The 21,285-nt window shown below is 37.7% G+C and carries 18 protein-coding genes and 1 pseudogene; 11 read left to right on the forward strand and 8 right to left on the reverse strand.

Annotation, left to right across the window (positions count from 1 at the left end):
- Positions 1–56: 56 nt before the first annotated feature.
- The 6 genes from tsaB to rnd all read left to right on the forward strand — a co-directional run bounded on the left by tsaB (position 57) and on the right by rnd (position 6,696).
- Positions 57–755 (forward strand): tRNA (adenosine(37)-N6)-threonylcarbamoyltransferase complex dimerization subunit type 1 TsaB, encoded by a 699-nt coding sequence (gene tsaB / locus E2I05_RS10390; protein WP_121851909.1) that lies wholly within the window; start codon positions 57–59, stop codon positions 753–755.
- A gap of 617 nt (positions 756–1,372) precedes the next feature.
- Positions 1,373–1,684, forward strand: coding sequence for a hypothetical protein (locus E2I05_RS10395; RefSeq protein ID WP_121851908.1), 312 nt, complete (start codon positions 1,373–1,375; stop codon positions 1,682–1,684).
- 37 nt (positions 1,685–1,721) lie between these two features.
- On the forward strand, positions 1,722–2,381 hold the full coding sequence (locus E2I05_RS10400; RefSeq protein WP_121851907.1) for a M50 family metallopeptidase: 660 nt from the start codon (positions 1,722–1,724) through the stop codon (positions 2,379–2,381).
- Positions 2,382–2,387: 6 nt separating this feature from the next.
- Complete coding sequence (locus E2I05_RS10405; protein WP_133309625.1) at positions 2,388–3,275, forward strand: alpha/beta fold hydrolase; 888 nt, start codon at positions 2,388–2,390, stop codon at positions 3,273–3,275.
- A 603-nt stretch (positions 3,276–3,878) separates the two neighbouring features.
- A complete protein-coding gene (gene fadD / locus E2I05_RS10410) occupies positions 3,879–5,549 on the forward strand; it encodes a long-chain-fatty-acid--CoA ligase FadD (RefSeq protein ID WP_121851905.1) in 1,671 nt (556 codons plus the stop codon).
- 19 nt (positions 5,550–5,568) lie between these two features.
- Positions 5,569–6,696: a ribonuclease D gene (gene rnd / locus E2I05_RS10415; RefSeq protein WP_376707890.1), complete on the forward strand. Its 1,128-nt coding sequence runs from the start codon at positions 5,569–5,571 to the stop codon at positions 6,694–6,696.
- A 518-nt stretch (positions 6,697–7,214) separates the two neighbouring features.
- Here the strand turns inward: rnd and E2I05_RS10420 are convergent.
- From E2I05_RS10420 to E2I05_RS10435, 4 genes are all read right to left on the reverse strand, one after another.
- Positions 7,215–7,889 carry a reverse transcriptase domain-containing protein gene (locus tag E2I05_RS10420; protein ID WP_133309626.1) on the reverse strand — a complete coding sequence of 225 codons (675 nt, stop codon included), beginning with the start codon at positions 7,887–7,889 and terminating at the stop codon, positions 7,215–7,217.
- 21 nt (positions 7,890–7,910) lie between these two features.
- Positions 7,911–8,348 (reverse strand): reverse transcriptase family protein, encoded by a 438-nt coding sequence (locus tag E2I05_RS10425; protein ID WP_133309627.1) that lies wholly within the window; start codon positions 8,346–8,348, stop codon positions 7,911–7,913.
- A gap of 1,015 nt (positions 8,349–9,363) precedes the next feature.
- Positions 9,364–10,212, reverse strand: coding sequence for a hypothetical protein (locus E2I05_RS10430; protein ID WP_133309628.1), 849 nt, complete (start codon positions 10,210–10,212; stop codon positions 9,364–9,366).
- Between the two features lie 567 nt (positions 10,213–10,779).
- Positions 10,780–11,973 carry a hypothetical protein gene (locus E2I05_RS10435; RefSeq protein WP_133309629.1) on the reverse strand — a complete coding sequence of 398 codons (1,194 nt, stop codon included), beginning with the start codon at positions 11,971–11,973 and terminating at the stop codon, positions 10,780–10,782.
- A 429-nt stretch (positions 11,974–12,402) separates the two neighbouring features.
- Between E2I05_RS10435 and E2I05_RS22320 the strand changes: the two genes are divergently transcribed.
- Positions 12,403–12,714: a hypothetical protein gene (locus E2I05_RS22320; protein ID WP_207805314.1), complete on the forward strand. Its 312-nt coding sequence runs from the start codon at positions 12,403–12,405 to the stop codon at positions 12,712–12,714.
- Between the two features lie 33 nt (positions 12,715–12,747).
- Positions 12,748–13,107, forward strand: a pseudogene (locus tag E2I05_RS22325) (IS66 family transposase); the annotation flags it as partial.
- A gap of 354 nt (positions 13,108–13,461) precedes the next feature.
- Here the strand turns inward: E2I05_RS22325 and E2I05_RS10445 are convergent.
- Positions 13,462–14,115 (reverse strand): class I SAM-dependent methyltransferase, encoded by a 654-nt coding sequence (locus tag E2I05_RS10445; protein ID WP_121854705.1) that lies wholly within the window; start codon positions 14,113–14,115, stop codon positions 13,462–13,464.
- A 509-nt stretch (positions 14,116–14,624) separates the two neighbouring features.
- Between E2I05_RS10445 and E2I05_RS10450 the strand changes: the two genes are divergently transcribed.
- The gene (locus E2I05_RS10450) at positions 14,625–15,407 is read left to right on the forward strand and encodes a CLCA_X family protein (RefSeq protein WP_121854706.1); all 783 of its coding nucleotides are present in this window, start codon (positions 14,625–14,627) and stop codon (positions 15,405–15,407) included.
- 2 nt (positions 15,408–15,409) lie between these two features.
- Entirely contained in the window at positions 15,410–16,117 is a 708-nt protein-coding gene (locus tag E2I05_RS10455) for an SDR family oxidoreductase (protein ID WP_121854707.1), read from the forward strand.
- A 490-nt stretch (positions 16,118–16,607) separates the two neighbouring features.
- On the opposite strand, the gene E2I05_RS10460 is transcribed toward E2I05_RS10455, so the two are convergent.
- On the reverse strand, positions 16,608–17,462 hold the full coding sequence (locus E2I05_RS10460; protein ID WP_121854708.1) for a pseudouridine synthase family protein: 855 nt from the start codon (positions 17,460–17,462) through the stop codon (positions 16,608–16,610).
- A gap of 960 nt (positions 17,463–18,422) precedes the next feature.
- Between E2I05_RS10460 and E2I05_RS10470 the strand changes: the two genes are divergently transcribed.
- A complete protein-coding gene (locus tag E2I05_RS10470; protein WP_121854710.1) occupies positions 18,423–19,694 on the forward strand; it encodes an alpha/beta hydrolase in 1,272 nt (423 codons plus the stop codon).
- 641 nt (positions 19,695–20,335) lie between these two features.
- Here E2I05_RS10470 and E2I05_RS10475 read toward each other — a convergent pair.
- Positions 20,336–20,551 carry a hypothetical protein gene (locus E2I05_RS10475; protein ID WP_121854712.1) on the reverse strand — a complete coding sequence of 72 codons (216 nt, stop codon included), beginning with the start codon at positions 20,549–20,551 and terminating at the stop codon, positions 20,336–20,338.
- A 613-nt stretch (positions 20,552–21,164) separates the two neighbouring features.
- Positions 21,165–21,236, reverse strand: coding sequence for a hypothetical protein (locus tag E2I05_RS22525; protein ID WP_341538254.1), 72 nt, complete (start codon positions 21,234–21,236; stop codon positions 21,165–21,167).
- Between the last annotated feature and the right edge of the window lie 49 nt (positions 21,237–21,285).

A 21,285-nucleotide genomic window follows, 5' to 3' on the forward strand; every position in this document is an offset into this window, starting at 1 on the left:
TATATAATTTTGAGCTTTCCGAACTTTTGTGAATCGCGAATACCAGTGGTAATAATATGACGAATTTTGAAGCAACCCTGCTTGCTGTTGATACCTGTACAGAAGCCTGCTCTGTTGCGCTTACTGTTTATGGTAAGGTTTATACTGAAGAAGTTGATGCTCCAAGAGAACATAGTCAAAGGTTATTGCCGATGATTGATACGCTCCTTACAAAAGCAGGTATCACAATAAAAGATGTTGATGGAATTGTTTATGGCCGTGGTCCAGGAAGTTTCACAGGTATACGCATTTGTACCAGTATGGTACAAGGGCTAGCGCTCGGGCAAAATATTCCGGTTTACGGTGTTTCGACCCTAGATGCGATGGCTCAACAAGCGGCAGATGCTGGAGTTACTCAAATAATGACGGCGATTGATGCTCGAATGGGTGAAGTGTATTGGGCTCAATACTTAGTTAATAACAACGTTGTGAATAGAATAAGCGATGAGAACGTCAGTGCCCCAGATCAAATTGACTCAAAACTCAATAATAATCAAGAAGTCGTAGTTTGTGGAACAGGCTTTGACACCTATCCAGAGTTATTAAGTGTTTTTTCATTTGTCGCTGTAAACAATGAGTGTAAGTTTCCTAAAGCAGAAGCTATGTTAAAACTGGCTATAGCTGCATGGAATAGCAATTTGTTTACAACAGTCGATGAATTGAAACCAGTTTACGTTAGAGATAAGGTGACTTGGAAGAAATTGCCTGGTCGATAATCCTAAGTATTACAGGGCAACCGCATGAGTGAGTGATATGCACAACTCCATGTAGTAATTTCACAATTCCCACAAAAGTGAGGATCTAGCGCTTTATTTGAACACCCAAAGTCACTGGATTCCTGTTTTACGGGAATGACGGGCTATGAAATCTAAGGCTTTACTGGATAAACATTCATGGGTTTACACTGACAAATATTAGTTGTTAGTTTTTTGTTGCGTTTAATTGTGTTCGTTAGCGAGTTTGTCTAATCTAAATAGTAATACCAATTACAGTAATTAAATGCTCAACTCAGAGTTATGTATGTGCTCAAAGTGCAATCGAAATTGATGAAGACATAGTTGCTCTACGTCAAGACAATTTTGAGAAGTAATTTGAACACATACAAGCTCCCAAAGGGCAAGGCTAAAGGGTTTCATTACTGCGTTACAAGCACTTGAATTATCCCGACAAAAGCACGAAGTGCGTTGAACGCCAGCTTTGTATGGCGGCCGTTAGGGTATATAGTACTTCGAGCTTGTGCCTTGCACTGAAACCCTTTAGCTCTTGCTGAGTGAGAGATTAATTACTGTAATTGGTATAAGAATTAAACCTTTTAAAAAATGTAGGGATAGACATGAACACCATTTCACTATTGTCGTACTCACAAATACGCTCTAGTAATATGTTGACAGCCCCAAAGGCTATCCCTTCAACGTTACAAGATTCAAAGCAAATAATTCAGGTTCAACCATCTGACGAAAAAATGCCAGCTATTGCTGATAATCGATCGGCTATGATTAGTATTGAGCGATGGGAAAAAAGTACAATTCAGTTCGATTCACAGTCTCCTGAAAACAAAAAAGCAATTTCGGCATACTTAATTACTCAACATACAGTCGAAAGAGAGACTATACGCAATAGTATCGGTATTGATACTTACGCATAACCCGAGTTTTAATCAAAGCATAAAATAGTAGAATGATATGACAATAACAAAAAGCATTTCTAGCTCAAATAGCACTTATTTCTGGTTGTACCTCATTGCTGCAGCAATATTAATGCAAATTCCAGTAGTAAACCTTCCTTTTGTATGGGCAGCGACTTTTTTCCACGAATTATCTCATGCTATCGCAGCAATATTGACGGGTGGTGAAGTCAGTCGGATACAACTATTTATTAACGGTGCTGGCTTATGCTTTAGTCTAGGTGGTATTGCCGTTGTTATTGCTTTCAGTGGCTATTTTGGTGCGCCTATTTTTGGGTTTCTTTTATACAAATTGTCAAAAGTTACTAGTAATACATATAGTAAATACCTTTCAATCTCTATGCTGGCTATTATTTCTTTAGTGCTGATTCTATGGTCACGAGATCTTCTTACTATTTTGATTTTAATCGTGCTCGGCTTCTCTTTCTTTTTATCACTTAAATATTTAAATACTAAATGGTTAAAGTATTTCTTTAAGCTGTTCGGCATGAGTATTATGTTGAACGGTATTTCAAGTGTGGTGACATTACTTAATGTAGGTAGACAAGGTGATGCATACAGTTTGGCCCAAATGACATGGATTCCAGCATTAGTGTGGGTACTCATTTGGTGCGCAACAAACATTGCGATATTGTATTCTGCAAAAAAATACACTTGATTTTAGTTGGTCAAAAAAATGAGTAAACTGTGCTCTTCTGAAAATGTTTTAAATATTCAACTTCCGCATATTAGGTTATCTGCTCGAAAGTGGGGAGATCCAAACAAACCAATTTTATTAGCGCTGCATGGCTGGTTAGATAATGCGAATAGTTTTGAACAAATGGCAGAGCTAATTAACGATCATCAAGTTATCGCTATTGATTGGCCCGGTCATGGTGACTCTCAACATCGACAAACCGGCTATCCTCTACATTTAATGGATTATGTATTTGATCTCGAATTACTGATTAGCCACTTTTCAGAAACTTTGAACATGAGAGTAGCAGGGTTAATTGGGCATTCTTTTGGAGGGATAATTGCGGCAATCTTTGCTTCACAATTTAGTCATCAAATAGATAAATTAATTTTAATCGAGTCAATAACACCGCTTTTCGAACCGGAATCACTGGCTGGATCAAGGTTACAGGAGAGCATTGAGCAACATAAGAAGCAATTGAGGCTTAGTAAAAATCAAAAATATTACTCATCTGTTCAAAATGTGGCAAAAGTAAGAGCTAAGGTTACAGATCTTGACTATCAGAATTGCGAGAGAATTGTGCATCGTAATTTGTTTAAAACAACGAGAGGTTATTGTTGGAAAACAGATCCTAAACTCATGCTAAGTTCGCCATGGCGTCTGAGTCTGGCTCAAGTAAGAAATATTGTGTCAAATATTTCAGTTCCTACTCTAATTATTGTTGGGAATAAAAGTGTTAGCTCTGATCAAAAGAAGCCAATAGAGTTAGATGAAATTTTTATATCCTATCAAGTAAAAACCTTATTAGGTGGTCATCACGTCCATATGGAAAATGTCGAAGCCACAGCGTCAGCCATAAATGATTTCGTCAAATAAAAACTCCCATTACTCTTGAAGTTGATTTTTTGAGATAAATCGATATTAGAAAAGTTCTGATATGCCGTTTAAGAGATATAGATAACTTATACCAATAACAGTAATCTCTCACTTAGCAAGAGATAAAGGCTTTTAAGTACAAGGTGCATGTTCGAAGTACTATATTCCCTCCGGCCGCCATACAAAACTGACGTTCAACGCACTTAGCGCTCATGTCGGGATAATTCAAAAACGTACAACGCAGTATTGGAAACCTGTAGCGGGCCCTTCGGGAGCTTGTATGCGCAAAAATTACTTCACAAAATTATCTCAACGTAGAAAAACTATGTTTTCATCAATTTCGTTTGTACTTTGTGCGCATACATAGCTCTGAGCTGAGCATTTAATTACTGTAATTGGTATAAGTCAAAACACTTGATTTAAATGTGAGCGATACAGGGGAATAGTCTCTAGGATTCTCGTTTTAATTATGTGATGATAATATTCAAAAATTCAAACAAGCGTATGATATCCTGTATCGTTTGACATATGAAAGCTTGATAAACGAAATTATTATATTAAACAGAATAACACCTTCATTCATGGTGCAGTTAGGAGAACAATGTGAATCAGCCTTGGCTTGATAATTTACCGGAAAATGTACCGGCAGAAATAGACGCAACACAATATTCTTCTTTAGTTGATTTATTTGAAACCGCTGTAACTAAATATTCTGATGCGCCTGCTTTTATGAATATGGGCGCCACAGTCACCTATCGAAAACTTGAAGAAAGAAGCCGAGCTTTTGCTGCATATCTACAAAATGATTTAGGCTTACAAAAAGGTGACCGCGTAGCGTTAATGATGCCTAATTTGCTTCAATACCCGATTGCACTTTTCGGTGTGCTTAGAGCTGGAATGATTGTTGTAAACGTTAATCCGTTATACACACCAAGAGAACTACAACATCAGTTAAATGATTCGGGTGCAAAGGCTATTGTGGTTGTATCTAATTTCGCGAGCACCCTAGAAAAAGTCGTCGATGATACACCAGTAGAAAGCGTAATTATAACAGGTCTAGGTGATTTACTTAGTACACCAAAAAGGACGTTAGTTAATTTTGTTGTCAAGTATATTAAAAAGCTTGTTCCAAAATACTCATTGCCACATGCCCTGTCTTTTAGACAAGCCTTGTCTGCTGGACGTCGCATGCAATATATCAAACCAGAAATCGTCCCAGATGACTTAGCTTTTTTACAGTATACCGGAGGAACTACAGGGGTTTCTAAAGGTGCAATGCTTTCTCATAAAAATGTGGTATCTAATGTATTGCAAGCAAGTGGCGCTTATTCACCGGTATTAGATGACGGTAATGAATTAGTTGTAACGGCATTACCGCTTTATCATATTTTTGCTTTAACCGTTAATTGTATGCTTTTTGTCCACAAAGGAAGTAAGAATTTATTGATTACTAATCCACGGGATATTCCAGCATTCATCGATGAACTAAATAAATACAAATTCACAGTCCTAACAGGTGTAAACACCTTATTTAACGCTCTAATCAATCATGAGCGATTTAAATTCATTGATTTTTCAGGCCTCAAATTATCCATTGGTGGCGGTATGGCTGTACAGCGAGCTGTTGCTGAAAAATATCAAGAAATGACACAAACAAGACTCTTAGAAGGGTATGGTTTGACGGAAGCATCACCATTAGTAACTTGCTGCCCTTATGACCTAGATGGCTATAACGGCGCTATTGGATTTCCAGCCCCAAGTACGATTATAGAAATACGTGATGACGCAGGAAACGTATTACCTCAAGGTGAAATTGGGGAGTTGTGTGTTAAAGGCCCTCAAGTTATGCATGGCTATTGGCAAAGAGAAGAAGAAACCAAAGCCGTGATAGATAAAGAAGGGTGGTTATCAACTGGCGATATTGGCTACATGGATGAAAAGGGGTTCTTTTTCATCGTAGACCGTAAAAAAGATATGATTTTGGTTTCTGGGTTTAATGTATTCCCAAATGAAATTGAAGACGTTGTTGCACTTCATCCTAAAGTTGTTGAAGTTGCAGCAGTAGGTGTTCCATATGAAGCCAGCGGTGAAGCTGTTAAAATATTCGTTGTGAGTAAAAGTAAGAAGTTGACAGAAAAAGATATTATTAAGCATTGCAGAATTCATTTAACTGGATACAAGGTGCCTAAATTTATAGAGTTTAGGGATGAGTTACCTAAAACAAATGTGGGCAAAATTTTGCGTCGTGAATTACGAGATGAAGTAAAGGCTTAAGGAAAATAGTGTGCCATTAATCAGTTTGAAACAAGAACTACCCTCAGCAGTACTGATAACTAAGCAAAATCAATTGGATGAATTTGTTGAGTCTTGCAAGAATTGTAAGGTATTAGCACTCGATACTGAGTTTGTAAGAACTCGCAGCTATTATGCTAAATTAGGTTTAATTCAAGTATTTGATGGCAATACGCTGGCTTTGATAGACCCAATAACAGAACTCAACTTAACTGATTTTTGGTCACTATTAGTTGATGAATCTATCATTAAATTACTTCATTCTGCCAGTGAAGATTTAGAAATATTTGCCCACTACGGTAAAGTTCAACCTGTGCCCTATTTTGATAGTCAAATTGCTGCCTCACTGATAGGAATGGGTCACGGTCTAGGATATGCAAAGCTCATTGAAACGTGCCTTGGTATTACTTTGGATAAAGGAGAATCTCGGACAGACTGGATTAAACGTCCCCTAAGTGATAAACAGCTTCACTATGCGGCAAATGATGTGTTTTATCTTTATCATGTCTTCTCGTATCTAGAAACTCGGCTCAGAGAAATAAATCGGCTAGAGTGGTTATATGAAGAAGGAGAGTTTCTTTGTAAAGGTCGCTTAGAAGAGATTGACTACGAGAATGCATATCTAAAAGTAAAAAATGGGTTTCAACTACAAAGAATGCAGTTGGCCTACTTAAAACCTCTGGCAACATGGCGTTTAAAAACAGCGGTTAAACGAGATTTAGCTTTAGGGTTTGTTGTAAAAGATCATGCATTGATCGCCATTTCTAAGCGTGCTCCTCAAAATTTATCAGACCTAAGCAATATACGAGAGTTACTTGATAGTGAAAAGCGAAAGCATGGTCATGCAATTGTTGAGTGCATGATAAACGCTGATATTGAACAATTACCTCAAGCCATTGATGTTATCGCATTTCGACCAGACTATAAATCCTGCTTTAAATTAATTAAAGCTGCGTTAAGTCAAATATCTGAAGATCACAATATTCCCATGGAGTTCATTGGTTCGAAAAGGTACATTCATCAGTATCTCAATTGGCTTTGGAGTGATAAAAAGCATGAAAAACCTAGAGTGTTAACTGGCTGGAGGCAAGAAGTTATTGAGCCTCGATTAAGTCAAATTCAATTTTAATCTCAGTAGGGTAAATTCCTCGCCGCTTGCGGCGGACTAACGTCTTTATCTAACTAATAGATACCTCGCCCCTTGGGGCGGGGTGATTCATTTTTATTTATTGCTGAGTGCTAATCACAAGTGCCCAGTTGTTCGTATTTAAAATTTACGTAGCTCAGCTAATTTTGCTGTCATTCCAGCGTTGGATGGAAACGTTGTTGAGACAGTAACTTTGGTTGAACTAATGGTTAATTTTAAATAAATTGGTTGAAGTAGAGTAGGCTACTGGCTTCGCTATCGCTTATCCAGCAGCCCCTCTTCGATTCCGTGCATGAGGTTTTCCCTCACACGGCTCTGTTGTTACACTTCTCTCAGCCCCTTCACTTTGCTTATCATCTTGTCGTGGGTAAATACTCAAGACCAGCTTGGCGTAATTTTTCGTAAGCACCTCGTGATAGATACTTGCTTCGACGTTGACTTAAGCGACGATGCCAGCGATAGAATCGGTTTACTACAAATCCATTTATTCTGAAAAATACTCATCTGGGATATCCTATCCTAGCAAAATAGTGTTTCCATCCCCTCAGAACTTGATTAACTTTATTTATCAGTACGCCAAGTGTATTTGAGGTTCGATGTTTCACTATGTCTCTGAGTTTATTTTTCAGCTTTGTTTGGTTCTTCTTAGACGCCTGTATCTTAATGTAACTGGTGCCTTTGATGAGGCCTGTGATCCGTTGAAAGTTAAAACCGAGGAAATCAAACTCATTCATCAGCTTTCCCATATCCACACAGTGAGTTTTACTTTGATTTAGCTTCAGACCTTCATCACTTAATTGCTGTGTTATCCAGTCCAGTTGCTCTTGTGTGTAGGTTTGCTTATGAAGTACAACAAAATCATCTGCATAGGTAACGATTTTACACGGTGTTTTTTCGTGTATTTTCAAACAGAAATCGTTGAGATAGATGTTAGCCAGTAGTGGAGAGATAACTCCGCCTTGCGGAGTGCCACATCGGCTTGCTTCTATTCGCCATTTCCCGTTGACCGTCTCTATGCTGATGGGCGCTTTGATAAAGCTTTTCAGTAAACTCAGAAAGCTGCTGTCGCTTATTCGCCTTTCTATTTTTGTCATCAACTTAGCGTGCGGGATGGTATCGAAATAGGCACTCAAGTCAGCATCGAGTACGTGCTGGTAGCCTTGTTTTAGGCTCATTTCTATGACTTTTACCGCTTGCTAGGCGCTTCGACATGGTCGGTAGCCATAACTGTGTTCATGTAAATGAGGTTCGTAGACGGGTTGCATCACTATTGTCATCGCCATTTGCACAATTCTGTCACTGATTATCGGGAACCCAAGTTTCCGCGTTTTGCCGTTGTCTTTGAGTATTTCTACTCGTTTGACTGAGCTAGGTCGATAGTTTTTCTGTTGTAATTGAGTTTGAATTTCTTTTAACAGCGCAACGACTTTCTTTTGCTGCTCTAGATAACTGAATGTGATGCCATCAATTCCTGCTCCGCCTTTATTGGCTTTGCATCGTCGATAGGCTTCTTCGAGTATATCTAGGCGACTGAGTTTATCGTACAAGCTGTAAAATCGTAGCTCCGAGTTAAGCTTTGAGCGTAAGTAAAGTTTTCGCTGTAATATTCTGATATTTACTGGAGTGTTAGCCATATGGCAATTTCACCTCAAAAGTTACGTTAAAAAACGGGTGTAACACTGAGCCCCTTCCCTGATGTAAAGTTATGTTGTCTTCACGGTTAACGGTACTATGGGCTCATCCGACTGCCTGAGCGCCCTATCTGAAATTTCGGTTTACCTTATATTCGGATAGTGGAAGTCACTACCTTCCAACACTCAGGCTCTCCCACGTTCACTTTATTTCCTTCAATACATGCCACTTCATATTACGCCGGAAGATCAAACAGATGCATTTACCAGTTGCTTCTCTGTTTGTGTCAGGGTTCGTCAACTAGGAAAGACTCCCCATCTTCATTTTTTGATTTACGACGCTTAACTGAATTCGCTTGATGCTGCGGCCTACATTGCATCTCAACCTTTATTCAAGGCCTTTGTCACAGGGCTTCATGTCATAGCGGTTACCCATTATGCATGCCCGTCAGATTTCGGGATGAACTGGTAATTATCCCGTCAGGTACGTTTCAACCTGATGGACTTATTATAAATAATAACGTTGCTGTCTCTGGTTTATGGCCATGTAATCGCTTGGCTGCGTATACGTTGAGACAAATCCCGCAACAGAATAAAGCGCTTCGTGGCGCTCCCTAGAAACATCAGTTGACTGCGTTCTCAAGCATAGAAAAAATGGCTGATAGTAAGGCGTAGCTTGCAGCAAGTAGTTATTCTACTTGCAAAAGTTACAACGCAGATAGCAGTCATTTTAGCAAGCTTGTGAGCGTAGAGCACTTCACTCATTGGGTGAAAGCCATGATGATAAAGTCATCTTATTGACTCAAACAGCTACTCATATACTCAGCGTTCAACTGATGTTTTTAGGTTGAACGCACAATTTAACTTTAATCTATTTAAGTTAAATCCAAAACCCGAATACACCCATCAGGTGAGTGCTGAACATTCATATACTTGCTGCGATTCATAGCCTTGCTATCAGTAATTTTTCTGCGTATATGAACGCTCCCAAGCAATTTATTTAGGCTAATCAAGAAAATTAAAACTCTCTTCGGAGCTTAGCATAGCTTTCTTGAAATTTTTCAGCCTCATTTTTGTCTAAATATAGAAAGCATTGACCCAAAAGCCTGACCCTTGCATTTTGTTTTTCGGAGTAATCTTTAGGGTGAATAATTCTTTCTTTAATTATAAATTCGCCGCACCGTAATTTTATATTATTATCTATCATTACAACTACTTGCCTTGCTGATATGGGCTGATTAATACCTCGTATAAAAACGGGATCTCTTAAAGAGTAATAGTAACTACGTGCTTTACAAGAGTAATGGCTGGTAAGCTCCATCGGTAAAAGTTTTTTTGTGCAAACCATGGAAATTGCATCTAGCTGTGGTGGTGGAAGCTGATTTAATCTATTTACACTTTGATCAACATGATCGTGACTAACTTTAGAACTATCATGATCTTGAATAGGCGATTTAGAACTTGACTGTTGAAGTCGATGTTGTCTATTTCTTCCTGCTCGAATTGTACCTAAATCTAATTTGTAATCTTTATCTGCTTGATCTAACTTTCGGATTACCTCTACTGAGAGTTCGCTTTTGTTTAGATTTTTATAATGATCGTAAGCTACTCCTAAAGGAGAACAAGATTGACTAGCCATAGTGCCTGTTACGCACAAACCAATAGCAGGCCAATATAATGGCATAGCAAAGGCTGAAGTTAAAAACGTTGCAGTTCCACCTATTGCCGCTAATGATGCTCCGCCATATGCTCCCCACTTATTCGAAGCAAAAGGGGCTAGCACCGTTTCTTGAGGGTATTCTTCAAATATCGTTGAGTCAGATGTCGATAAAGATTCGAAATCACCAATTTCTTGAGGTTGTGTCAATATAACTTGCTTACTTGCACCGTAGCTTGCTGGGTGGGAACTAGTATCCTGAGGTGCCGAATTTATTGTAGAGTGCACTACTAAAGCTTCATTTTCAGTGACATCGTTAGCATCAAGGCTAGGCTCGTTTGTATAACACCAACCATCAAAACAACGGCATGCAAAACTTGCAACTGAGGATATAGCCATATTTATTGTAATTCCATTTTGAGCATATAAATTTAACAGATATTTGGGTAATACGGTATGTTATATCTCGTCATAAGTTGATTGTCATTGCCTAGATATTAAGGTTATTTAACTTGTTTACTAGATTTTAAAAGTAGAAATGTGAGGAGGTATAAAATTGAGTTTGGCAGAGATTAAGTTAAATTTAAGGGGATGTTAGCAGCCTAACCGAGCTACAAAACCTTCAAACGTCTGTCATTCCCGTATGTTGTAATCGGGAATCCATTGCCTTTTTGATCTAAAAATAAAAAGTCGCTGGATTCCTGCTTTCGCAGGAATGTCGAGATTAGCAATTTCAATGAGTTTTGAAAATCACATATTAGGTTGTAATCGGTATTACTATTTCGATCTATTTAAAATGTGATCGCGAAGATTCTCAGCAAAGCGGGCTCCAATCAAAAGGTGAGACACATCAATCAACTTCTTAAAACTTAAATCTTCGCTGTTTTGCAAATAACTAAATGCATCGCTAAAACAATCCCTTGACCTCTTTCCTCCAGAAGCAAAACTGTCTAACTGAGATAATGCAATTTTACTTGAAGTCATTAGTGCTAGACCCTTCCAGTTCTCATGAAGCTCAGCTTTATCTGCGAAAAAAAGTAGGACTCGACTATTCCAATTAACAGGCTTTTTCAAAAACAGTTGTTTGCTTTCGTCAATAGTAGGTAAAGGCTCAGCTTTATCATTAATTTTTGTATAATTTCTTGCACCTTGCTCAGCTAGTACGTGGGATTGAACGCCGAGTGCCAAGGTGGTGTTTTCATCAGTTGTTTTTATTGCCTTAATTAAATTTGTGTATAAAAAAACGTCTCTATTAATTTTAATTTTTAGAACTTCAAGCATGCGATCAAAATCAGTGTGCTTTTCATTTTTTATCGATACAATATCGCTTCCTTTAATGTCTAATTGGATGGCAATGCCTTCCCATAAATGGGCAATTGTGGGAATAACATATTTTATAACATGAACATTGACTTCTGAATTTAATAGCTCTCTATGTTTATCGCTGAGGGGGGCAATAACTCCTGCTGTTTCAGAAAATGAACCAGAAGACGCTATAATGTGGTGAGAAGTTTCAGTTTTCGATGCTAATTGCGTTTCTAATCTTGTTATCATTTGTTCAGCTTTGCTCAGCTTTTCGGCTGTTTCTTCATTTTCCTTCAATAAAGAACTAAATTGAGCTGTTAACGTGCTTATCATTTTGCTGAAGCTTTGAGGTGAATGTTCTCCGTATGTTATTAGATATGGAACCGCTTCAGCAGGTTTCAAAAACTCTTCCAATAGTCGTTGTTGGTTTGAAAAAACAAAAAACTTGAGCAGTCCTGGCAAACCTTTTTTCTCAAGTGGATATGAAGAGTTTTCAACTTGGTTTGCCCAGTGAAGTAGAATTTCATTTACACATTCCTTCGGCATCAATCCTCGGCGCTGAAAGTCATCACGCCATTTTAATGCCTTTGAGGGTTCAATGTATTCGGCAAGCACTTGCCTGTGCTCACAAAGTTCTTCTGAAAAATCTTCGACAAAGCGCTCCATGTCCAAACCATAACAATTTGAATAAGTAGGCTGTGCTGTACTTGCCGCTTCAGGGTAATGGTTTGAAGCTGCAGAAGCTCCTGATAAAGGTGATGCCATGATTAGGTTATGATCCTTTATGAAACAATTAGATCTTTTATAGCCGAGTTAGACTTAATAAAACCTGACTGGAATTGTTGTAATTGCTCAATAAGTTGTGGAAAGTAGTGTAAATATCTTGTACTTGCTGTGTGCAGACTAACTCGGATATCGCATTAATAGGGCTGCGATTAATTACATGAAACAACAAAAAATACCATTGCACAGCGGGAAAGTCTTGCCAATCATCCATGTCAATTTTTTAATCCCTGAGGATTTAATTCCCCGCCCCTTGGGACGAACTACCATATTTCGTGAATCTAGATTGATGCCCCGCTGCTTGTGGCGGGGTTGTTCATTAACGAAGCACAATGGCAAGAGCATTTACAACAGTTAGGTTTTTCCTCCAAGCGTCATATTCGATGCGCAACTGAAGGAGCATTGTTTGCTCAAGCAGTAGAAGTGCAACCTATCGAATCCTTGGTTGTTGTCAGTGATGGTGCAGGACAATTTAAAGTACTCATTCATGCGCTGTGCTGGGTTCATGCAGAAAGACTCATTCACAACCTAATTCCACTTTGCCCTGAGCACCGGAGCGATATCAAAAAAGTGAGAAATGAGATTTGGGATTTTTACCGTGAGCTTAAATGTTATAAAGTTTAGTCTTGTGCCAAAAAAGCAGAACAACTCTCTAAAAGGTTTGATGATATTTTTACGCAAAAGACCAGCTATCAAACCTTGAATCAACAACTAAAACGACTGCACAAACATAAATCATCTCTACTTCGAGTGCTGGAACGGCCTGAAATTCCGATACATACCAACGGCAGTGGAAACGATTTGCGAGAACATGTCAAAAGGCGAAAAGTAAGTGGTGGAACAAGAAGTGATTTAGGACGCCAATGTCGAGACACCTTTTCGAGTTTGTGCAAAACCTGCCATAAACAAAACTTGTCATTTTGGCCGTTTTTAAATGACAGGTTTTCTCTTAAAAATACCATCCCTTTACTGGGAGACTTGGTGATGCAAGGGGCTCGAACTAGCACAACTTATTGAGTAAGGGATGTCGCAGTTCAAATAATACCAATTTAAATTTCAACGCTTAATTTGTCATACCTGCGAACGCAGGTATCCAGCGACTTGTGCCCAAATTAACCAAAGACTCTGGACTCCTGCGTTCGCAGGAGTGACGATAAAATTGGTATACATTCTTCCGCCACGTCCCTAAGTACCTGTCGATAAGTTCTTTGATAATTATTGTGTTCAGGTTCAGTGCTATACAAGACGCAATGTAGGGCGCATAGCCGTAGCTATGTAACCGAAGTTGCAACACCGTAGAGTGCTGAAACTGGGTACTAGAAAATCTTAAGAAACTTATGGTCAAGTACTTAGTTACCAATGCAGTAGTTATTAACTTCGATGGAACTCTATAATATGGCCGTTAAATTGCTCTTTCGATGAGTCCAAATTTGTTGGCTTAGAATGTTTATCCAAGAAACCGAATTTACGCATTTTCTGTGCAAGTTTATTTTTTTTACCTCTACCTGGATCAACAATCACCACTTCGCATTTTTTTTGCGCATGCCTGTTTATAAAATGGGCTAAATGAATGATGCTGAATTCTTCATATAACAAATCACTTCCTATAATGACATCAAAAAGGCCTAGGTCATCATCTTCGTCAGCCCAATCAGTACGATGAAAAGATATGGGAGGGGTTGAGTTTAGTTCAGTATTTCTTTTTAAGAATTCACTTGCAGCAGGGTGATGATCCGTCGCTGTAATATCGACATTTTTAGTATTTAATAATAAGCTAGTTAATCCAATGCCACAGCCAACTTCAAGGATACGTTTCTTTGTGGTGTCATAATGCAGCATGTGGCTTGCCAATACGATGCTTGAAGGCCATACAATACCAAAAAGAGGCCAGCTGGCTGATGATATACCTAATTTCTCTGCTTCATTATTGGGATCATGAAACTGCTGTCGATCTCGAAGAGTGCAGAGGTGTATGTCAGTATTTTCAAACTCAAGGGTTTGATATCTAAGACGAAGATTTGTCATATATATCTTATAGCATATTGAAAACAAATCGTTTAGATATTTAGAGAACTAAAAATAATTAACCACAATTAAGATAATTGAAATTGAGTACGATTTTGAAAGTAGAATGTGTGATAACGTTAAGGCTAAGATTGAGGCTAATTTTATTTATTAGGGTCAGTTGATCTTTCAGGATTAAATTTTGTGCTATTTGAGTATTTATCTGTTCAAAGCGTGAGCAGTGATGCTTAGCCATCTAAGTGAGCTGGTCACAACACAGAACAGTGAATTCTCAAAAGCATCGAAGACAACGTAAATTGGTCATTTCTGCTGCGTTATCGTTTTCTTATTTGGAAACGAAGTAACGACAGTTTTTATGTCGGTAATAACCAAACCTCACAAACTCTGCCTTGCATAAAATAACCAATTTATCGCTGCAAAAACAATCACGAAAGATCAACAGACCCTAGTGTATTAATTAGATCAGCTTGATTAATGTTACTATTCTTTTTTCATCTAAATGTATCTCAATGTTATCCCGAACAAAATATCATCGCAGTGGCCCCGATTATCGATTTGGTGAACAAGTTGATTTTTTAGATATTAAAACCACATTTGGCTTTTATCACGTACGAGTCGGTCGTTGGGTAACAAAAGAAGAATCTAAATTAGCGGCCAATTTAGTTTTTGATTCATTAGCTGATTTGGCTTTCATTTTGAACTTACCTCCGAAGGCTATTGGTCTTCGAGAAACCTTAAGTTTGGCATTCGGTCATGGTGGACGCAAAGGTGTTCAAGCACATTATGACGTTAATCATAGACAATTAGCTTTAGCTAAAAATGCTGGTGCTGGTGCGCTTGCACATGAATTTTGGCACGCATTTGACCATTATATTGCTGACAAAGTATTCGTATATTCTGATACTAAGAATTTGTTTGCGAGTGAGCTTTGGCTTAAAGATCAACCAATGTTTGAACATCCATTAAATGAAAGGTTAAACCAGTTATTTGGAGTAGCTTTTTTAGAACAAGGCGGTGTAGAGTCAAGTGATTATGTTCGAAATGGAATTAAACTTGATAAAGATTTGGGGACAAAATATTATTCTCTACCTACAGAACTAATGGCTAGAGCTTTTGAATCTAGTATAGAATTTTACCAAGGTATTCAAAATTCTTATTTAGTTTCAGGGACAATAAATTCATCTACAAAAATCAGTAATATTTTTCCTGATACTCAACATAAGGAACTAATTTTTAAGGCGATAATAGATTATTTTAATCCCTTGGGAATGGCACTTTCTACGGAGAAGTAAACATGACACACGAAGCTACTTTGAAACAAGTATTGATCACTGGTTCGAATCGTGGAATTGGCTTAGCACTTACTCGACTATATTGTAAACAAAATTGGCAGGTCATAGCTTGTTGTCGCGACCCTGAATCCGCTACAGAGCTTAAGGCTTTATCTGATGAATATCAAAACTTAGATGTTTTTGCATTAGATGTAACGGATTATGATGCAGTGAAAATATTAGCAGCAGATTTAAAAAATGTGCATTTGAACTTGCTCATTAATAATGCGGGTTATTACGGCCCTAAAGGCTATGCATTTGGTGAAACTGATGTTGCTGAATGGCGTAAGGTCTTTGAGATAAACACGATTGCTCCGATGAAAATGATTGAAGCATTTAACCAGCAGTTAAAAAATGGGAATGGTTTAATTGCCAATATGTCTTCGGCAATGGGTAGTATGGGAGAAAATGCCAGTGGGGGTAGTTACATATACCGTTCGTCAAAAGCGGCTTTAAATGCGATAACCAAAAGCATGTCGATTGACGGGGAAGCTGATGGTATTCGCGCAATAGCCTTACACCCAGGGTGGGTTAAAACTGATATGGGTGGAACTAATGCTTTGCTAACAACAGAGCAGTCCGTAACAGGTTTGAAATCAGTTTTAGATAATTTTAATGACTCACAAAACGGTGCTTTTTATGATTCTAAAGGTCGTAATTTAGCTTGGTAACTGTCAGTGAGGCGAGTTGGCTTATTTAATCACTACGGGTTTAATCCCTCGCCCCTTGAGGCGAACTAACACAAAAGGTTTGTGTTTTGTCATATCTGCGTAGTCTGATATCCAGCGTCTTTCACTAAACAAGAAAAAGGCGCTAGACTACCAACATACAAAACTGTCGTTATTACATTGCTACGTTGAGAAAATTTTGTGAAGTATTCTTTATAGACCAAAGTGTGCGAATACAAGCTCCTGAAGGGCAAGGCTAAAGGTTTCCATTACTGCGTTGCACGTTCTTGAATTATCCCGACATGAGCACTAAGTGCGTTGAACGCCAGTTTTGTATGGCGGCCGGAGGGAATATGGTACTTCGAACATCCGCCTTGTACTGAAAACCTTTATCTCTTGCTGAGTGAGAGATTAATTACTGTAATTGGTATTACTTACATTTGTTGTATGTGGTGAACAATATTTGTTAAGAGTTGCTGCTTTGGATTAAAAGTTAAAGCTTCAATAAATGAGATTTTTTAACAAAAAATTGTTGTTTTTCATTTGAAAACGGACAAATAAATCCTAACGATACCGATTGCAGTTGTAGATCTCTGTTGTATTGTTCATTGTCTAAGCCATAAAGCCGATCACCAACAATAGGGTTGCCCAAGCCACTTAAATGCTTTCGTATTTGATGTTTGCGGCCGGTAAGTAGTTGTATGTTTACTAGAGAAAAGCTTTCTTTCTTTTCAGCAAATGATAAAACACTTAGAGCACGCTTATCATCAATATCTTGGTTTAGTTGGCACTCATCAGGTAAAGTGGATAAATCTCCATGAACAATGGCTTGATAACGTTTATCCATTTGACGACTACTGAACATTTCACTGAATATACGTGCAGCGTTTTTACTATGGCACAACAAAATCAGTCCAGAAGTAGCCCGATCTAATCGATGAACTAAAAAGGCAGGCCTTTCTATTCCTCCAGTAATCTGATGAAAATTCATTTCGACCCATCGATTAATACTTAAATGATCACACCAACGGCTGCCTTGACAATTAAGACCATAAGGTTTGTACCAAACACTATAATGCTCAGCATCAAAAATGAGCTCAGGTTTTTCGGCAGAAATGGAAAGTAATTTAGCGTTATAATTTAAAACTAATTTATCATCAAATTTTAATGGCTTACTGGCACGCCTAAATCTTTTTTTGCTTTTACCTCTTTGTAACCAAACGGCACCTTTTTGCATTGCATCTTTTATTTGCTTTTGAGAAAGCCCGCTATTTTTACACAGTATCTCATGAGCTTTAAGCTGACTGTTAACTTGGTTAACAGTCAAAGAGAGTTCAATAATGTCCATTTAGGTATCAAAAATTTACTTATTATGGTTATTGTATCCTAACGTTATATAGAGATGCGAGAGGTTTATCCTAAATAAATCGTTTGAACGCACAATTTAACTTTAATCTATTGAAGTTAAATACAAAATAATACAACCCGAATTCAGCCAACAAGTAAGTGCTGAACATTCCTATACTTGCCAAAATCACCGCTAGCTGCGCTATAAATTTTGCAAGTAGAAACGAAGTAACGCCAGTTTTGTATGTCGGTAACTACTACTTTCTACTATTCATGCCTTGCTGTCAGTAATTTTTTCTGCGTATATGAATGTTCCCAACCAATTTATTTAGGTTTAACGATTATGCGTAGAGTAGGGCAGATGCAAATTTTGATTTTGCCAGCTTGTAAAAAATGAGATAGTATAAGTTTTATATAAAAACAAGGCGTTGCGCGCATTTTAGTCGTGAAGTTCTTTCAGGTCGGAGTAGATAGTTAAAAATTAAAAAATCATATTGCTGCACTATAATGGTTTGATCATGAGGTAGCCCGCAAGTTTTTAGATGTTATGTTTAAAAGGATGTTTTTTATGTTTCATAAAGGAAAAAAACTATTTGGTTTAATTGGTTTGATTATTTCAGTCACTGGCATCATAGATTTAATATTTTATTGGCCAGTTTCAAGTTACGATAATTTTTTTCTAATTAAAAGAGTTGCATACATTATTGCAGGGGCTTCAATATTTTGGCTTCATTTACTCAAGGCGCAGTTAAAAAATAACAATTAGACCTTCCTTAAATGTCATAGGAATGAATTTCAATTTAGTAGGAATGAAGATTACAGTCTGCATTGTGAAAACCTTCCATTCGATGAAGATCAAAAATTAAACTGTATTTCAATTTAATGTACCACGCATGATCAGATAGCGTATGCAAAGATCTCTCAGTTTTACCTGCATTTAAAAGGTTAACAAGGAAAGTTTATGAATAAGGTGTTAATACTTCTATCATTGCTTATTTTTACATTTACACAAGCAACGAATGTCAACGCAGTGACACAAGAAGATGAGCAGATTGCAAGAACTGAATATCCCACAAATACACTTTATAAAATTTGGCTTGACCAGCAAATAAACGATAATGCTGCACTTGATTTTTATAATACACTTACTGAAAAACACATTCTTGAATTAAATAAAGAAAATAAAGCGACGGTAACTTACTTTGCTAAAGGAAGTGATGATACAGAGTATATTATGCAGTCAGGAGGCCCAGACTTCTATGGACTAAGGTTCAAGCAAATAGGCAAAAGTGGCATTTACTATTGCCTTCAGGCAATTCCACTTGACGCATGGTTCGCGTATGGTGTGAATGAATTTAAACGAATAAAAGTTCAAGGCTCAACTGACCTTGAAAAAACAGTCATGGAGCATATCTATGACGGTGCTGTTATTGGTCCAAACGCTCCATTGTCTGTGCATGTTCAATATAGAAGGGGTGTACCAAAAGGCACAATTCATAAGTTTACTCTAGAAAGTAAATTTATGAACGAAAAACGTGAGATTCAGATTTACTTACCAGCCGACTATAATCAAAACGTTGCACACAATCTTGTTTTTCAGCTTGACGGACAGAATTACTCGAAGGGAGCTGAACAAGATCCAATTTGGCATGGTTGGACGCCTTTACCAACAATTTTAGATAACCTAATTTATGAACAGAAAATAGGACCTACCATCGCAGTGTTTATAGTTAATCAGGGGAATCGTTCAAAGGAGTTAATTAGCGAACGGATGACTGATTTCATCGCACTTGAGTTACTGCCGTGGTTTAAAGAGAATTACAATATAGTATCAAATCCTAAAAATATTGTGGTATCAGGGCCTAGCCGTGCGGGTTTTACCGCAGCCAATACAGCCCTGCGCCATTCGAACCTTATTGGTTCGGTGCTTTCGCAATCAGGCTCTTTTTACTACACACTAAATGAAAACAGGAATTGGCCTATCTATCCTGAATTCGAAGGAAAGCTTCTTTCAAATTATAAGCTATCAGCAAAGAAAGCCATTCAGTTTTATCTCGATGTTGGCTTGTATGATCTCGGACTGGCGGTGGTCGGTACTAATCGTCAATTTAGGGATGTACTGCAATTACAAGGATATCAGGTTGATTACTATGAATATAAAGGAGGTCACTCTCATTTGGGCTGGCGGCACACTATTGCCAACGGTTTAATTTCTCTAATTGGTATAAATTAACAGTGATGCTCGAAACTATATGAGGAGTTGTATTATAAATCTTAGAGATCCCCTCATATTTTTGAATTAAATAATTCCAAAGACACTGCGGTAAACACGGTGATTTTTTGGTATCGATAAAAGTTTTCCATTAATGGAAGTGCCCACTCTTCTCTCATTGTCGGTAATAGTTCATAGTATATGCAGCCTTGACGAAATAATGAGTAGCTTCTTGTCTTAGTGTGCGACTATAATAAAGTTTGATAATTTATAATAGAGTTTGTCATTTTTTGCTTGTTTGTACCGTTCATCGTCTGGGTAAACCAACTCGCTTTTGCCCCATAACGAGCCAGCAAGTCCATTCATTGCAATACTATTTCTAATGTTTACTCGTTTAAAATAATGATTTTTTGACATGCTCTTTTGTGAGTAATTAGACCTAATGATTAATATTTATAGTAGTTCGTGCTATAAATTTACCTCAAGTGCTATTGTAGTGAAAATTACCATTTGTTAACTTACTTAATTTAACCATTTTTCGTCAAGATAATATGTTTTTTTGTGCTGTTAGCGGTGATTTTACCTGAAGTTACTTTATCAAGTGCATGCAAGAAGGTGTTATGGGTAAATAGGGTTTGGCTAACTCCCGATTAAATCGCTTATTAGCTGCCTGTTACAATAGGTTTTTTCATATATTTAACCAAACTCGGAGCTGATAAAACTTGTGAATTTGTAAGTGCATTATAAACATCAACTTGATCATCTGCTTTTCTATATTGACCAAGTTTAAGCTTACTTTCAATACTTGATAACTCGATGTTAAAGCCCACAAAACCAGCGAATAACTTATCTCTAAACTCATTAGTTATAACCGGCATTGCGCACACAGAATAATTATGCGGTTAAGGGTGAATAAGAAATCACCTTTTATCTATGTTCTACTTAAAATTAACCGATGTGAACATTTTTACAACGCAAAAATGAGTAACCATTCATTAATTTTGGGTTTTTAATAGATGTGCTCAATGTCAGTTATAACATCACGCTCGACAAGAAGCTCAGGTTCATATTTATTTAACAACCTCAAGTGGTTGGGTGTTATTTAAAAGAGACACTTTTTATAGACATGTACAGCTACTTAATTCCAAGTAGGAATCGTTGGTAAAGGGATTATCCCTTCTGCACTCCCTTAAAAAAACATCGAGTAGGGTGAGGCGTTAGTGCCTCATCCCTCTCACAGAACCGTACGTACGGGGCTCGTATACGGCTCCTGCTTAATTTTATTCAATTACTTTGTACTGAGCACATAGCCCGTTCGCACTTCTTCAAGATTGTATAGCCCCATCTCTGCAAACCATTTATTCGGCATTGCATAATGAGAGAGTGGACTACTTGCGTTCTTCCACTTCATCATTTGAATGAACTTAAATGGTGGCTTATAACCAAGTTGCTTAAGTCTGCGGTGTAGCCTACCTGGCTTTTTCCACAGTCTTAATTGTATGCTCTCAGTCGTCGCCTTAACCATGCGGCTAGCTTCTTGAACTCTATGCTCGCATTCGCTATTCGAAAATATTGGCTAAAACCTCTTAGGGATGTCGCAGTTCAAATAATA

This window comes from Parashewanella spongiae (assembly GCF_004358345.1).
Taxonomy (GTDB): domain Bacteria; phylum Pseudomonadota; class Gammaproteobacteria; order Enterobacterales; family Shewanellaceae; genus Parashewanella; species Parashewanella spongiae.